The organism is Shinella yambaruensis (assembly GCF_022899355.1).
GTDB lineage: Bacteria > Pseudomonadota > Alphaproteobacteria > Rhizobiales > Rhizobiaceae > Shinella > Shinella yambaruensis.
In genome coordinates this window covers 284,488-299,450 of the sequence record NZ_JALJCK010000001.1, presented here as the reverse complement: position 1 = coordinate 299,450, position 14,963 = coordinate 284,488, and the positions used below count along the sequence as shown (strand labels likewise).

15 protein-coding genes are annotated in these 14,963 nt (G+C 65.0%); 12 read left to right on the top strand and 3 right to left on the bottom strand.

Features of this window, described 5'->3' with window-relative positions; genetic code table 11:
• Nucleotides 1–5: 5 nt before the first annotated feature.
• The 3 genes from MUU56_RS01445 to MUU56_RS01435 are packed head-to-tail and all read right to left on the bottom strand — an operon-like array spanning nt 6 to nt 2,390.
• Nucleotides 6–1,199 carry a GNAT family N-acetyltransferase gene (locus MUU56_RS01445; protein WP_244765571.1) on the bottom strand — a complete coding sequence of 398 codons (1,194 nt, stop codon included), beginning with the start codon at nt 1,197–1,199 and terminating at the stop codon, nt 6–8.
• A 1-nt stretch (nt 1,200) separates the two neighbouring features.
• Entirely contained in the window at nt 1,201–1,926 is a 726-nt protein-coding gene (locus tag MUU56_RS01440; protein WP_244765570.1) for a glycerophosphodiester phosphodiesterase, read from the bottom strand.
• Nucleotides 1,926–2,390, bottom strand: coding sequence for a RidA family protein (locus MUU56_RS01435; protein WP_064330156.1), 465 nt, complete (start codon nt 2,388–2,390; stop codon nt 1,926–1,928). Before MUU56_RS01435 ends, MUU56_RS01440 begins: the two co-directional genes overlap by 1 nt.
• A gap of 179 nt (nt 2,391–2,569) precedes the next feature.
• On the opposite strand from MUU56_RS01435, the gene MUU56_RS01430 reads away from it, so the two are divergent.
• The 12 genes from MUU56_RS01430 (at nt 2,570) to lpxA (ending at nt 14,962) form a co-directional block, all read left to right on the top strand.
• Nucleotides 2,570–3,397, top strand: a complete 828-nt coding sequence (locus tag MUU56_RS01430; RefSeq protein WP_244765569.1) for a cell envelope integrity EipB family protein — start codon at nt 2,570–2,572, stop codon at nt 3,395–3,397.
• A 343-nt stretch (nt 3,398–3,740) separates the two neighbouring features.
• Nucleotides 3,741–4,502, top strand: a complete 762-nt coding sequence (rpsB, locus tag MUU56_RS01425) for a 30S ribosomal protein S2 (RefSeq protein ID WP_064330154.1) — start codon at nt 3,741–3,743, stop codon at nt 4,500–4,502.
• A gap of 244 nt (nt 4,503–4,746) precedes the next feature.
• Entirely contained in the window at nt 4,747–5,673 is a 927-nt protein-coding gene (gene tsf / locus MUU56_RS01420) for a translation elongation factor Ts (protein ID WP_244765568.1), read from the top strand.
• Nucleotides 5,674–5,880: 207 nt separating this feature from the next.
• A complete protein-coding gene (gene pyrH, locus MUU56_RS01415; RefSeq protein ID WP_244765567.1) occupies nt 5,881–6,603 on the top strand; it encodes a UMP kinase in 723 nt (240 codons plus the stop codon).
• Between the two features lie 57 nt (nt 6,604–6,660).
• Complete coding sequence (gene frr, locus MUU56_RS01410; RefSeq protein ID WP_244765566.1) at nt 6,661–7,221, top strand: ribosome recycling factor; 561 nt, start codon at nt 6,661–6,663, stop codon at nt 7,219–7,221.
• A 42-nt stretch (nt 7,222–7,263) separates the two neighbouring features.
• On the top strand, nt 7,264–8,010 hold the full coding sequence (locus tag MUU56_RS01405; RefSeq protein WP_244765565.1) for an isoprenyl transferase: 747 nt from the start codon (nt 7,264–7,266) through the stop codon (nt 8,008–8,010).
• Nucleotides 8,010–8,843, top strand: coding sequence for a phosphatidate cytidylyltransferase (locus MUU56_RS01400; RefSeq protein WP_244765564.1), 834 nt, complete (start codon nt 8,010–8,012; stop codon nt 8,841–8,843). The genes MUU56_RS01405 and MUU56_RS01400 overlap by 1 nt, the downstream gene beginning before the upstream one ends.
• A 31-nt stretch (nt 8,844–8,874) precedes the next feature.
• Nucleotides 8,875–10,002 carry an RIP metalloprotease RseP gene (rseP, locus tag MUU56_RS01395; RefSeq protein WP_398430739.1) on the top strand — a complete coding sequence of 376 codons (1,128 nt, stop codon included), beginning with the start codon at nt 8,875–8,877 and terminating at the stop codon, nt 10,000–10,002.
• A gap of 240 nt (nt 10,003–10,242) precedes the next feature.
• Nucleotides 10,243–12,573, top strand: coding sequence for an outer membrane protein assembly factor BamA (bamA, locus tag MUU56_RS01390; RefSeq protein ID WP_244765562.1), 2,331 nt, complete (start codon nt 10,243–10,245; stop codon nt 12,571–12,573).
• Between the two features lie 49 nt (nt 12,574–12,622).
• Nucleotides 12,623–13,690, top strand: coding sequence for a UDP-3-O-(3-hydroxymyristoyl)glucosamine N-acyltransferase (gene lpxD, locus MUU56_RS01385; protein WP_244765993.1), 1,068 nt, complete (start codon nt 12,623–12,625; stop codon nt 13,688–13,690).
• Nucleotides 13,683–14,150 (top strand): 3-hydroxyacyl-ACP dehydratase FabZ, encoded by a 468-nt coding sequence (gene fabZ / locus MUU56_RS01380; protein WP_244765561.1) that lies wholly within the window; start codon nt 13,683–13,685, stop codon nt 14,148–14,150. Before lpxD ends, fabZ begins: the two co-directional genes overlap by 8 nt.
• On the top strand, nt 14,147–14,962 hold the full coding sequence (lpxA, locus tag MUU56_RS01375) for an acyl-ACP--UDP-N-acetylglucosamine O-acyltransferase (protein ID WP_244765992.1): 816 nt from the start codon (nt 14,147–14,149) through the stop codon (nt 14,960–14,962). The genes fabZ and lpxA overlap by 4 nt, the downstream gene beginning before the upstream one ends.
• Nucleotide 14,963: the final 1 nt, after the last annotated feature.

Sequence of the window (14,963 nt, the reverse complement as noted above, 5' to 3'; positions counted from 1 at the left end):
TGTGCTCAGTCGTGGTCGTCTTGGCCGCCCGCGCGGCGGAAGGGGCCGTGTTCGGCAAGATATTCGCCCGTCGCCTCGACGTCACGGCGCTCGCGCTCGAGATAGTCGGCGACGGCGCGCCGCAGGCCGGGATGGGTGATGTGGTGGGCCGAATGGGTGGTGACGGGCAGGTAGCCGCGCGCCAGCTTGTGCTCGCCCTGTGCGCCGGCCTCCACGCGCGCCAGCCCCTTCTCGATCGCGAAATCGATGGCCTGGTGGTAGCAGACCTCGAAATGCAGGAAGGGATGGTCCTCGATGCAGCCCCAGTGCCGGCCGAAGAGCGTGTCGCCGCCGATGAAGTTGATCGCGCCGGCGATGTAGCGGCCGTTGCGTCTTGCCATCACCAGCAGGATGTCGTCCGCCATGCGTTCGCCGATCAGGCTGTAGAAGCGGCGGTTGAGATAGGGCCGGCCCCATTTGCGGCTGCCGGTGTCCATGTAGAAGGTGAAGAACTGGTCCCAGATCTTTTCGGTCAGGTCCCCGCCGGTCAGCCAGTCGATTTCGATGCCGTGCTCGAGCGCCGTGCGGCGCTCCTTCTTCAGCGCCTTGCGCTTGCGGGAGGCGAGCGTTTCCAGGAAATCCGCATGCGAGCCGTAGCCCGCATTGAGGAAATGGAACTGCTGGTCCGTGCGGTGCAGGTAGCCCGCGGCCTCGAAGACCGGCATTTCCGCTTCCGGCACGAAGGTGACATGCGCCGAAGAGACGCCATGGCGTTTCGACAGTTCCTTCAGCCCCTCGGCCAGCGCGGCCTGCGTCGCGACGACCGGCTGGTCCGGCCGGTGGAGGAGGCGCGGGCCGGTGGCAGGGGTGAAGGGAATGGAGGCCTGCAGCTTGGGATAATAGCGTCCCCCGGCACGCTCGAAGGCGTCGGCCCAGCCGTGGTCGAAGACATATTCGCCCTGGCTGTGGTTCTTCAGATAGACGGGCAGGGCGCCGAGAAGGGCGCCGTCGTCGCCCTCCAGCAGGAGATGCTGGCCGAGCCAGCCGGTCTCGGCGACGGCGCAGCCTGATTCTTCCAGCGCGGAGAGGAAGGCGTGGCTGACAAAGGGATTGTAGGGCACCAGCGCGTCGTCCCTGGAGGCGCCGGAAAGACGCCCCCAGTCGCCCGCCGGAATATCGGCGAAGCTGGTTTCGACACGGATGCGTACCGTCCCGGCCATGTTATGCCGTCAGCGGCTCGCGCGGATCGAAGCCCTCGAAGGTCATCTGGTCCGCGTTGAGCGCCGTGATCGTGCGCGCCTCGTCGTCGCGCACGGTCCAGGTGATGACCTGCCGGCCGAGGTCGCGCTGCCGGCTGACGAAGGCGTTCGGCAGGTGGCCGTAATAATAGGAGATGAAGTCGAGCCCGAGCTGCATCGCCTCCTCGTGCACGGCAAAATTCTCCGGCCGCGCACCTTCCGCCGTCAGGCCGACGGGGCGGCTGGTGCCGATCGCCTTGAGGTCTTCCAGGAGCCAGTGGTCGAAGCTCATCAGCGCGACGGGGCCGTCATAGTCCTCGATCGCGTCGAGCACGGCCATGGCGAAGCCGTCGTCGTCGCCCTTGCGCCCCTTCAGCTCCAGGACGAGCGGCACGCGGCCCTTCACGAGGTCGAGGAGCTGGCGCAGCGTCGGCACGCCGTCCTCCGTGCCGCCGACCTTCAGCAGGCCGAGTTCGGCGGCGGTGCGCTGGCGCACGTCCCCCTCGATGCCGCAGAGCCGCTTCAGGTCGTCGTCATGGAAGACGACGGGAATGGCATCGGCGGCGTAGTGCAGGTCGCATTCGATGGCAAAGCCGGCGTCGGCCGCGCGGGCGAAGGCGGAGAGCGTGTTCTCCCAGACCTTGCGGTTGAGATCGTGATAGCCGCGATGGGCGATCGGCCGCTCGGTCAGCCAGGGGAATTTCTGCATCAGGCGATTTCCATGATGGCGTCTATCTCGACGGCCGCATTCAGGGGAAGCGCGGCCATGCCGACGGCGGCGCGGGCATGCTTGCCGGCATCGCCGAGGGCCGCGACGAGGAAGTTCGATGCGCCGTTGATGACGAGGTGCTGTTCGACGAAGTCCGGCGCGGAGGCGACGAAGCCGTTGATCTTGATGATGCGCTTGATGCGCGAGAGGTCGCCGAGGGCGGCCTTGGCCTGGGCGAGAAGGCCGAGCGCGCACAGTTCCGCCGCCTTCTGGCCGCCGGGCACGTCGACATTCCTGCCGAGATGGCCGGTGACGGCGAGCTTGCCGTCCAGCATCGGCAGCTGGCCGGAAATGTGGAGCACGTTGCCGCTGATGACGAAGGGCACGTAGTTGGCGGCCGGTGCTGCGGCCACGGGAATGTCGTAGCCCAGTTCCTTGACGCGGTTTTCGATTTCAGCGGACATTCCGGTCTCCGTTTCTTGTCGCCGGTCCATAGATAGGAGCGGCGAGGGGCGGCTGTGAGGGGCATTGCGGCGCGGATCGTCGCAATGGTGGAAATGAAGTTGGCAAGACGTGGATATTGCCTCGCTTTTGCCGGAAGAGTTCATATAACATCACGACCGACTTCAACAGGAGGAAACGGATGTTTCGTTCAGCCTTTGTCGCGGCCTTGACGGCCGGGGCATGCTTCGCCGGCAGCGGCGTTCCGAGCGCCTTTGCCACGCCGGCGACCGGGCTTGCGCCGCACCGCGCCGTCTACGACCTCAAGCTGAAGGACGCGACCGAGCGCTCCGGCATCGCCGGCATGTACGGCCGCATGGTCTACGAGTTCAACGGCAGCCCGTGCGACGGCTACACGGTGAGCTTCCGTTTCGTCACGCAGGTCAATACCGGCGAGGAAACGCGCCTCACCGACCAGCAGACGACCACCTACGAGGACCTGAAGAACGGCAGCTTCCGCTTCCTCACCCGCTCCTTCACCGACGAGAAGCTGGACAAGGAGGTGCGCGGCACGGCGCGCGAGGACAAGGAAGGCGTCAGCGTCGATCTCACCGCGCCGGACGCGAAGCAGGTGGAGCTCGCCGCAAGCCGCTTCCCGACCGAGCACATGCTCGACGTCATCGAACATGCCAGGAAGGGCGAGCGCTTCTTCGAGGCGCGCCTCTTCGACGGCTCGGACGCCGGCGACAAGACGCTGATGACGACCGCCGTCGTCGGCAAGAAGGAAATGCCCAAGGCCGGCGATCCGGACGCCGACAAGGCCGGCAGCTTCTCCAAGGAGGCGTTCTGGCCGGTATCGATCGCCTATTACAACGATACGAGCGAAGGCGACGCGCTGCCGGTCTACCGCATGTCCTTCAAGCTCTACGAGAACGGAATCACCCGTGACCTCACCATGGACTACGGCGAGTTCGTGCTGAGCGGAAAGCTTGCCAAGCTTGAGATGTTCAAGCCGCAGGAATGCAAGTAGGGCGGTTTTGGTTGCCCCTCACCCTAACCCTCTCCCCGTAAACGGGGCGAGGGGACGTGGCCCACGAAACGGTCATTGGTTGGGGAAACCGGCACGGCATATCCCTTCGCCCCGTTTACGGGGAGAAGGTGGCCGGCAGGCCGGATGAGGGGCGAAACTGCACAGGAAATGCCTTTTTTACCCCGCTGCCCTTGATTTGCCGGGAAACTGCGGTTAAGGGGCAGCCATTCCACACGTGAGGCATGGGATTGTCCGGGAGAAATCCGGGCGGTTCCGCCGGTGGCGTTTCCGAAGGAATCGCTGATCGCCTTGCGGAGGTTCAACCGGAAAAGGATGACAAGGCATGGCATTGCCCGATTTCTCTATGCGCCAGCTCCTGGAAGCCGGCGTTCACTTCGGCCACCAGACCCACCGCTGGAACCCGAAGATGAAGCCGTACATCTTCGGCGACCGCAACAACGTCCACATCATCGACCTCGCCCAGACCGTTCCGCTGCTCTCGCGCGCCCTTCAGGTCGTGTCCGACACGGTTGCCGGCGGCGGCCGCGTGCTCTTCGTCGGCACCAAGCGCCAGGCGTCCGACATCATTGCCGATGCCGCAAAGCGTTCGGCCCAGTACTACGTCAACGCCCGCTGGCTCGGCGGCATGCTGACGAACTGGAAGACCATTTCCAACTCGATCCAGCGCCTGCGCAAGCTCGACGAGATCCTGTCCTCGGAAGGTTCCGGCTATTCCAAGAAGGAGCGTCTCAACCTCGAGCGCGAACGCGAGAAGCTTGAAAAGGCCCTCGGCGGTATCCGCGACATGGGCGGCACGCCGGACCTGATGTTCATCATCGACACCAACAAGGAATCGATCGCGATCCAGGAAGCCAAGCGTCTCGGCATCCCGGTCGTCGCCATCATCGATTCGAACTGCGACCCGGACCCGATCGACTTCCCGATCCCCGGCAACGACGACGCCTCGCGCGCCATCGCCCTCTACTGCGACCTGATCGCGCGCGCCGCCATCGACGGCATCGCCCGCCAGCAGGGCGCATCGGGCCGTGACCTCGGCGCGTCCGCCGAGGTTCCGGTCGAGCCGGCTCTCGAAGCCGAAGCGTAAGGCCAAGGTCGGAGCGAGGCTTTCGTTCCTGCTTTCTTGAGATAACCGAGGCCAGAGAGACGATCCCTGGCCTCGGCTTGTTTGAAGACCCTGTCTGCCCGCGCTCCGCTGGGACGCGATCGAGGCGGCAGGTCGGCGGTGATCTTCATCACCCTGTCACACTTCCGGGTACATTCGTTCCCAAAACCTTGAGTTCGCCGAGGTTTTCCGGCGACACGCAACAAGAACCGACAAGAGGCTCACAATGGCTGAAATCACCGCTGCACTGGTGAAGGAACTGCGCGAAAAGTCCGGCGCAGGCATGATGGACTGCAAGAAGGCGCTGGCTGAAAACAACGGCGACATCGAAGCGGCAATCGACTGGCTGCGCGCCAAGGGCATCGCCAAGGCCGACAAGAAGTCGGGCCGCACCGCAGCCGAGGGCCTGATCGGCATCGCCAGCGCCGGCACGAAGGCCGTCGTCGTCGAGATCAACTCCGAAACCGACTTCGTTGCCCGCAACGATGCCTTCCAGACCATGGTTCGCGGCGTTGCCGACGTGGCGCTGACCACCGACGGCACCGTCGAGGCCGTTGGTGCCGCCACCTATCCGGCAACCGGCAAGTCGGTCACCGACACGATCAAGGACGCCGTCGCCACCATCGGCGAGAACATGAACCTGCGCCGCTCGGTCCTGCTGTCGGTCGAGGACGGCGTCGTCGCGACCTACATCCACAACGCCGCCGCCGACCGTCTCGGCAAGCTCGGCGTGCTCGTCGCGCTCAAGTCGACCGGCGACAAGGAAGCCCTGAACGCCATCGGCCGCCAGGTCGCCATGCACGTCGCCGCGACGGCTCCGCTCGCCATCCGCGCCGAGGAAGTCGACGCTGCCGTCGCCGAGCGCGAGCGCAACGTCTTCATCGAGCAGTCCCGCGCCTCCGGCAAGCCGGAAAACATCATCGAGAAGATGGTGGAAGGCCGCATGCGCAAGTTCTTCGAGGAAGTCGCCCTTCTGTCGCAGGCCTTCGTCATGAACCCCGACCTTACGGTCGGCGCTGCCGTCAAGGAAGCTGAAAAGACCGTCGGCGCGCCGATCGAAGTCGTCGGCATGGCCCGCCTCCTGCTCGGCGAAGGCGTCGAGAAGGAAGAGTCCGACTTCGCCGCCGAAGTCGCAGCCGTCGCCAAGGGCTGATTTTCACATTCCCGCTTGGGAAAAGAATGACCCGCCCGGGAAAAGAAGGGGGCGCCGCGTGACAACGCGGCGCCCTTCGTGTATCCGGCTTGCCGAAATGCCTGCCCCGAAATTCTCAAGCGGCGATGGCTGCCCTCAAGCGGGACCGCCCTCGGTTCTGCCCGGCTGCCGGTTCGGGAGAGCAGGTGCACGAGTTCAGGAGCGACCATGACGGCCAAGCCAATCTACAAACGTGTTCTGTTGAAAGCCTCCGGCGAGGCGCTGATGGGCTCGCAGGGTTTCGGCATCGATGTGGCGGTCGCCGATCGCATCGCCTCCGACATCGCCGAAGCCCGGGCGCTCGGCGTGGAGGTCGGCGTCGTCGTCGGTGGCGGCAACATCTTCCGCGGCGTGGCGGTTGCCTCCAAGGGCGGCGATCGCGTCACCGGCGACCACATGGGCATGCTGGCGACGGTCATCAACGCGCTGGCGCTCGCGACGTCGCTGCGCAAGCTCGACATCGACACGGTCGTCCTGTCGGCGATCGCCATGCCGGAGATCTGCGAGAGCTTTTCGCAGCGCGCGACGCTCTACCACCTTTCGCTCGGCCGCGTGGTGATCTTCGCCGGCGGCACGGGCAACCCGTTCTTCACCACCGATTCCGCCGCCGCGCTGCGCGCCGCCGAAATGGGCGCCGAAGCGATCTTCAAGGGCACGCAGGTCGACGGCATCTATTCGGCCGACCCGAAGAAGGACCCGGCCGCCACGCGCTTCGACCGCCTGACGCACAGCGAGGTCCTTGAAAGGGGCCTTGCCGTCATGGATGTCGCAGCCGTCGCGCTGGCGCGCGAGAACCACATCCCGATCATCGTCTTCTCCATCCACGAAAAAGGCGGTTTTGCTGAAATATTGACCGGGGGCGGGCGCGGGACCATCGTAACCGACAACTGATTCTTGAGGCGCGCACGCGAGGCGCGTGCAGCCGCTCTATGAAAACGGGAGTATCCGATGAGTGAAGGTATTGACCTGAAGGAACTGAAGCGTCGCATGGATGGCGCGATTTCGGCTTTCAAGAACGACATCGCGTCGCTGCGCACCGGCCGTGCCTCGGCCAACGTGCTCGATCCGGTGCAGGTCGAGGCCTATGGTTCGCGCGTGCCGCTGAACCAGGTCGCCAACATCTCCGTTCCCGAGCCCCGCATGCTGTCGGTCTCCGTCTGGGACAAGGGCATGGTCGGCGCCGTCGAACGCGGCATCCGCGAATCGAATCTCGGCCTGAACCCGATCATCGACGGCCAGAATCTCCGCATTCCGCTGCCCGAGCTCAACGAGGAGCGCCGCAAGTCGCTCGTCAAGGTCGCGCATGACTATGCCGAGAAGGCCAAGGTCGCGATCCGCCATGTGCGCCGCGACGGCATGGACGACCTCAAGAAAGCCGAAAAGGATGGCGATATCGGGCAGGATCTCTCCCGCAGCCAGTCCGAAAAGGTGCAGAAGATGACCGACGAGACGATTTTGGAGGTCGATCGCTTGCTTGCCGAGAAGGAAAAGGAAATCATGCAGGTCTAGGGCTTCGGCCGCCTGCCTCCGTTCCTCCTTTCCGGATCGTTCATGAACCAGCTCTCGCCCAGCACCGCACCGGCACACGTCGCCATCATCATGGATGGCAACGGACGCTGGGCGAATGCCCGCGGCCTGCCGCGCGCCATGGGGCACCGCAAGGGTGTCGAAGCGGTGCGCGAGGCCGTGCGCACGGCCGCCGAATGCGGCGTGCGATACCTCACGCTCTTCGCCTTCTCCTCGGAGAACTGGAGCCGGCCGGAGAGCGAGATCAGCGACCTGATGGGCCTGCTCAAGACCTTCATCCGGCGTGACCTCGCGGTGCTGCACCGGGAGAACGTGCGCATCCGCGTCATCGGCGACAAGGCGAACCTTTCCAGCGACATCCTGCCGCTCCTGCTGGAGGCCGAGGACACGACCCGCGCCAATACCGGCATCACGCTGGTCATCGCCTTCAACTACGGTTCGCGCGACGAGATCGCCCGCGCGGTGCGCCGGCTCGCGGCCGAGGTCGCCGCCGGCCGCCTCGATCCCGCCGAGATCGGCCCGGAGCGCATCGGCGCCTCGCTCGACACGTCCGGCATTCCCGACCCCGACCTCATCATCCGCACCAGCGGCGAGGAGCGGCTCTCCAACTTCCTGCTCTGGCAGGCGGCCTATGCGGAGCTGATGTTCATTCCCGAGTTCTGGCCCGATTTTTCGCGCGACACCTTTGTCGCCGCGCTGTCGCGCTATGCCATGCGCGAGCGCCGCTTCGGCGGCCTGCAGGCGGCAAAGACGCTTGCGGTGGGTTCGTGATGCACAGCGAATTGCGCCTGCGCATCCTCTCCGGCATCGTGCTCGCCGTCGTCGTGCTTCTCGCGACCTGGCTCGGCGGCCTTGCCTTCCGCCTGCTCGCCTCGGCCATCGCGCTGCTCGTCTACTACGAGTGGTCGACGATCATCCGCCTGCCGGAAACGGACTTCCGCGCCAATGCCTTCGGCTGGCTGTCGGTCGTGCTCGTCGCGGCGCTGGTGCTCTTCGGCTTCGACGAGCTCGCGCTGCCCGCGCTGATCGGCGCCACCCTGATCGGCATCGCCTATGCCTTTGCCCTGAAGGGCAGCGGCTGGCTTGCCGGCGGCATCGTCTATTCCGGCCTGACGGCGATCTCGCTCGCCGCCATCCGCGGCGACACCGCCCACGGCTTTGCCGCCATGCTGTTCATCTTCGCCGTCGTCTGGGCGACGGACATCCTTGCCTATTTCGTCGGCCGCGCGGTCGGCGGGCCGAAGCTCGCCCCGCCCATCTCGCCGGGAAAGACCTGGTCGGGGGCGATCGGCGGGGCCATTTCCGCGGTTGTCGCCGGCACGCTCGTGCACATGATCTTCTTCCCGCTGAACGGCCTGTGGGTGCCGGCGATCGCGCTGGTGCTCTCGGTGTTCAGCCAGATCGGCGACCTTTTCGAATCCTTCATCAAGCGCCGTTTCGGCGTGAAGGATTCCAGCCGCCTCATTCCGGGACATGGCGGCGTCATGGACCGGGTGGACGGCCTTGTTTTTGCCTGCTTCGCCGCGTTCCTCATTGCGCTTGGCGACGCGATCGTTTCGGGCACCGTCAACACGCCGGCCGGCGTGTTCCTTTTCGGCCCGTAGCGGCGACACGTTGGGGATTGGGTTCATGGACATGCTGGCTGGCTCCGTTGGATTCGTGACGGGCTACATCCTTCCCTTCCTGGTCGTGCTGACGCTCATCGTCTTCGTGCACGAGATGGGTCATTACCTTGCCGGCCGCTGGTCCGGCATCGGCATCACGGCCTTCTCCGTCGGCTTCGGCCCGGAACTCTTCGGCTTCACCGACCGCCACGGCACGCGCTGGAAGCTCTCCGCCATCCCGCTTGGCGGCTATGTGAAATTCCTCGGCGACGACGACCCGGCCTCCATACCGGACTACGATACCGTCGCCTCGCTGCCGGAGGATGTGCGCAAGCGCACCTTCCTCGGCGCCGCCCTTTGGAAACGGGCGGTCACGGTCGCCGCCGGCCCCATCGCCAATTTCGTGCTCGCCATCGCCATCTTCGCCGTGATGTTCTCCATCTACGGCCGCCAGATCGCCGACCCGATCGTCGCGGAAGTGCGCCCGGACAGCGCCGCCGAAGAGGCGGGCGTGCGGCCGGGCGACCTCCTCGTCGCGCTCGACGGCAATCCGGTCGCGACCTTCGACGACGTGCGCCGCTATGTCAGCGTGCGCCCGGAGCTGACGATCACGGTGACGGTGCGCCGCGACGGCCAGGACCTCGACCTGCCCATGGTGCCCAAGCGCACCGAGATCACCGACCAGTTCGGCAACAAGATCGAGCTCGGCCTGATCGGCATCGTGACCAACCAGGAAAGCGGCAATTTCCGCGTCGTGGAATACGGCCCGGTCGAGGCCGTGGGGCAGGGCGTGCTGCAGAGCTGGCATATCGTGACGGGGACGTTCGACTATCTGTCCAACCTCGTGATGGGACGCATGAAGGCCGATCAGCTCGGCGGGCCGATCCGCGTCGCGCAGGCCTCCGGCCAGATGGCGACGCTCGGTGTTGCCGCCCTGCTGCAGCTTGCCGCTGTTCTGTCTGTTTCCATTGGACTTTTGAACCTGATGCCGGTTCCGGTACTTGATGGCGGCCATCTGATGTTCTATGCGGTGGAAGCTATCCGGGGCAGGCCTGTCGGGCCCGGGGCGCAGGAGATCGCATTCCGCATCGGCATGGCGCTGGTGCTCATGCTGATGGTTTTCGCGACCTGGAACGACATTTCCATGCTCCTCGGCTGAGGTTTGCCGCATTGCCGGCAGGGAATCGAAAAAGGGGGCCGCTTACGCTGAGGCAGTCGCGCTAACGCTCTGTTTACCGTAATGAAACGGATGTAGTGGCCTTCGGGCCACGGTTGGAATTGAAGTAAACAGAAATTAACGCGTACGCTTGCTTGTATGGCAAAAGCGGTTAAAACGGCAAACGTGACCGGAGTCGGGCGCGCGCCTGCCGGGACGTTGAAACGAAGGTAAGTAGTGAAGATGAAAGCTGGTTCAAACTTTTTGAACGCCGTGTCGGCCGTTGCATTGTCGGCCAGTATGGTTGTCACGGGCGGCTCTTTTGCCACGCTTGTCTCCGCCACCGTCGCGGAAGCGGCCGTGATCCGCAGCGTCCAGGTGCGTGGTGCCAGCCGTGTGAGCGCCGATACGGTCAAGGCGAACATCACCATTGTACCCGGCAAGAACTTCTCCAACGCCGACATCGACGCTTCCGTGCGCCGCCTGTTCGCGACCGGCTATTTCTCCGATGTGAGAATCGCCGTCTCCGGCAGCACGCTCGTCGTCACGGTCGATGAAAACCAGCTGATCAACCAGGTCGTCATCAACGGCAACCGCAAGATCAAGGACGAGAAGCTCACGCCCGTCCTGCGCTCGCAGTCACTCGGCCCGTACAGCGAAACCGCCATCGAAGCCGACAAGCAGGCCATCCGCGACGCCTATGCCTCGATCGGCCGCTCCGACGCCACCGTCACGACGCAGGTCTATCCGCTCGGCAATGGCCGCGTGAACGTCGCCTTCATCGTCGACGAGGGCGACCGCACGAAGATCTCGCAGATCAATTTCGTCGGCAACCAGGCCTACAGCAACAGCCGCCTGCAGGCCGTCATCGTCACCAAGAAGTCGAACTTCCTGTCGTTCCTGACCCGCAAGGACGTCTACAGCGAAGACAAGCTGCGCGCCGACGAAGAGGCGCTGCGCCAGTTCTACTTCAACAACGGTTATGCCGACTTCCGCGTCGTCTCGTCGGAAGCCGTCCTCGACGAAGCCTCCAACGAATATGTCGTGACCTTCACGGTCGAGGAAGGCCAGCGCTACGACTTCGGCCCCGTGAGCGTCGAATCGACGGTCGAGGGCATCGACGGCGAGGAGCTGCAGGGCCTCATCGAATCGCGCCCGGGCAAGGTCTACCGCGCCCGCGACGTGCAGGACACGATGTCCGAGATTTCCAAGCGCGTCGCGGCCAACGGCTATCCGTTCGCCCGCGTGACGCCGCGCGGCAACCGCGATCTCGGCAACGGCACGATCGCCGTCGACTATCTCGTCGACCAGGGCGAGCGCGCCTATGTCGAGCGCATCGAAATCCGCGGCAACACCCGCACGCGCGACTACGTCATCCGCCGCGAGTTCGACATCGGCGAAGGCGACGCCTTCAACCAGGAAGTCATCACGCGCGCCAAGCGTCGCCTCGAGGCGCTCGGCTACTTCTCGACCGTCAACATCTCCACGGCGCCGGGCAGCCAGCCCGACCGCGTCGTCCTGGTCGTCGACGTCCAGGACCAGTCGACCGGTTCGTTCGGTATCGGCGCCGGTTACGAGACGGGCGACAAGGGCGGCTTCAAGCTGGAAGCCTCGATCGAGGAGAAGAACTTCCTCGGCCGCGGCCAGTACATCCGCGTTGCTGCCGGCGGCGGCGAGAATTCGCGCGACTACAACCTGTCGTTCACCGAGCCCTACTTCCTCGGCTACCGCCTTGCGGCCGGCTTCGACGTGTTCAAGAACGAAGACGACAGCGAAGACTACTACAGCGTCGATACGCAGGGCTTCACGCTGCGCGTGACGGCTCCGATCACGGAAGACCTGTCGACGTCGCTGCGTTACAACTACACCAAGCTCGACTATAAATCCGGCGACCTGAGCGAGCTGTCTTCGCCCTACCAGCATGTCGTCGTCAACGGCCCGTGGGTTCGGTCCTCGGTCTCGCACAGCCTGACCTACGACACGATCGACGACAGGACGTTGCCGCGCGACGGCATCTTCGCCCAGATCACGCAGGAATTTGCCGGCCTCGGCGGCGATTCGGACTTCTACAAGATTTCGGGCAAGGCCCGGTACTTCCATATGCTCATGGAGGATGCGGACGTCATCGGCTCGATCGCCGTCAGCGGTGGCCACATGTGGGGCCGCAACGACGTGAAGGTCTACGACCAGTTCACGCTGTCGGCAAACGACCTGCGCGGCTTCGAATCGGGCGGCATCGGCCCGCGCGCGACGTCGACGGGCGATGCGCTCGGTGGCACGACCTACTTCACGGCCTCGGCGGAAGCGTCCTTCCCGCTGCCGTTCATCGCGCGTGACTCCGGCTTCCGCGGTGCGGTCTTCGTCGATGCCGGCACGCTTTACGGCAACGACGTCAAGACCGTTGCGGCTGACAGGGTTCGTGGCGAGGACATGAGCCTGCGCGCCTCGGTCGGTGCCTCCATCATCTGGGCGTCGCCGTTCGGTCCGCTGCGTGTCGACTATGCTGTTCCGGTCAAGAAGGAATCCTTCGACGAGGTCCAGCGCTTCAAGTTCGGCATCGCAACCCAGTTCTGAGATAGGCAGTCCAGAACTGCGAGAAGACGGGCGTTCTGGAGTCATGCCTATGGAGCATAACTGGTTTTTTCCGCCCCATGACGGCGTTCGCCTGGGAGACCTGGCGGCAAGGCTTGGGGCGGAACTTGCCGACGCCGCGCATGCCGACCGCATCGTGCGCAGCGTCTCGCCCGTGAGCCGGGCGAAGGACGGCGACCTCTGTTACATCCTCTCCCGCAAGTTTCGCGCCGAGCTTGAGACCAGCGAGGCGACCGCGATCCTGTGCGATCGCGCTCTGGCCCCGCTCATTCCGTCGAAGATCGCGGTTCTGCTTTCGACCCGCCCGCACACGGCCTTTGCCCGCGCCGGGGAAATCCTGTACCCCGCCGCCATGCGGCCGGAAGCAATGACCTCGTCGCCCGCCGGCGTTGCCCAGGGCGCCTATGTCGATCCGCAGGCGCGCCTCGAGAACAATGTGTCCATCGAACCCATGGCGGTGATCGGCAGGGGCGCGGAGATCGGCGAGGGCAGCCGCATCGGCCCGGGCGCGATCGTCGGCGCGGGCGTGCGCATCGGCCGCGACTGCACGATCGCCGCGGGCGTCACGATCCAGTGCGCGCTGATCGGCAACAATGTCATCATCCACCCCGGCGCGCGCATCGGCCAGGACGGCTTCGGCTATGCGCCCGGCCTCAGGCCCGGCATGATCAAGATCGTCCAGATCGGCCGCGTGATCATCCAGGACCATGTGGAGATCGGCGCGAACACGACGGTCGACCGGGGCACGATGGACGACACCGTCATCGGCGAGGGCACCAAGATCGACAACCAGGTCCAGGTCGGCCACAACGTGCGCATCGGCCGCCATTGCGGCATCGTCAGCGGCGTCGGCATCGCCGGCAGCACGCGCATCGGCGATGGCGTGATGATCGGCGGCGCGGCCGGCATCAACGGTCATATCACCATTGGAGACGGCGCGCAGATTGCCGCCATGAGCGGTGTCGTCGCCGATATTCCACCGGGCGAGAAATATGGCGGCATTCCCGCCCGCCCGATGCGCGATTTCCTGCGCGACATGGCGGAGATCGCCATGCGTTCCAGCACTCGAGTCCAGAAGAAGGGGGGCAACGATGAGTGAAGAGACCAAGGCGACGCTCGGCGTGGCTGATCTGCGTGAGATCCTGACGTTGCTTCCTCATCGCTATCCATTCCTGCTCGTCGACAAGATCGTCGACATCGACGGCGACGATTCGGCCATCGGCATCAAGAACGTCACGGTCAACGAGCCGCAGTTCATGGGCCATTTCCCCGATCACCCGATCATGCCGGGCGTGCTGCTCATCGAGGGCATGGCGCAGACGGCCGGCGCGATCTGCGCCCGCAAGACGCGCGCGGGCACCAATCTCGTCTACTTCATGACGATCGACAATGCGCGCTTCCGCAAGCCGGTCGTGCCCGGCGACCGCGTCGAATTCCACGTCGCCAAGCAGAAGCAGCGCGGCAATATCTGGAAGTTTCACTGCGACGCAAAAGTTGATGGGCAACTCGTCGCGGAAGCTGATATCGGCGCGATGATCGTCAAGAAGGAAGACGCCTGATCATGATTGCCGCCAGCGCGAAGATCCACCCGCTCTCCGTCATCGAGGACGGGGCGATCATCGGTGAGAACGTCGTCGTGGGACCCTTCTGCCATGTCGGGCCCAAGGTCGTTCTCGGCGATGGCGTGGAGCTTCTGACGCATGTGGTGGTCACGGGCCGCACGGATATCGGCCGCGGCACGCGCATCTTCGCCAATGCCGTCATCGGCGGCGATCCGCAGAGCGTGCATCACGACGGCGCCGAGACGACGCTTTCCGTCGGCGAGATGTGCGTCATCCGCGAAGGCGTGACGATGAACACCGGCACGACCGAAGGCGGCGGCAAGACCGTCGTCGGCAGCCACAACCTGTTCCTCGCCAATTCGCATGTCGCGCATGACTGCCAGCTCGGCAGCCACATCATCCTGTCGAACAATGTCATGCTCGCCGGCCATGTGACCGTCGAGGACCGGGTGATCCTCGGCGGCGGCTCGGCGGTGCACCAGTTCACCCGCATCGGCCGTCAGGCCTTCATCGGCGGCCTTTCGGCGGTCGCCTATGACGTCATCCCCTATGGCATGCTGAACGGCAATCCGGGCATCCTCGGCGGTCTCAACGTCGTGGGCATGAGCCGGGCGGGCATGGAGAAGGCGGCGATCCACGAGGTCCGCCGCGCCTTCAAGCAGATTTTCGAAGGCGAGGGCTCGATCCGCGCCAATGCGGCCGCGATCCGCGCGGATTATGCGAACAGCGTGCCCGTCATGCACATCCTCGATTTCATCGCCGCCGAAAGCGACCGCGCGCTCTCCTCGCCGAACCGCGGCAAGGCCTGAG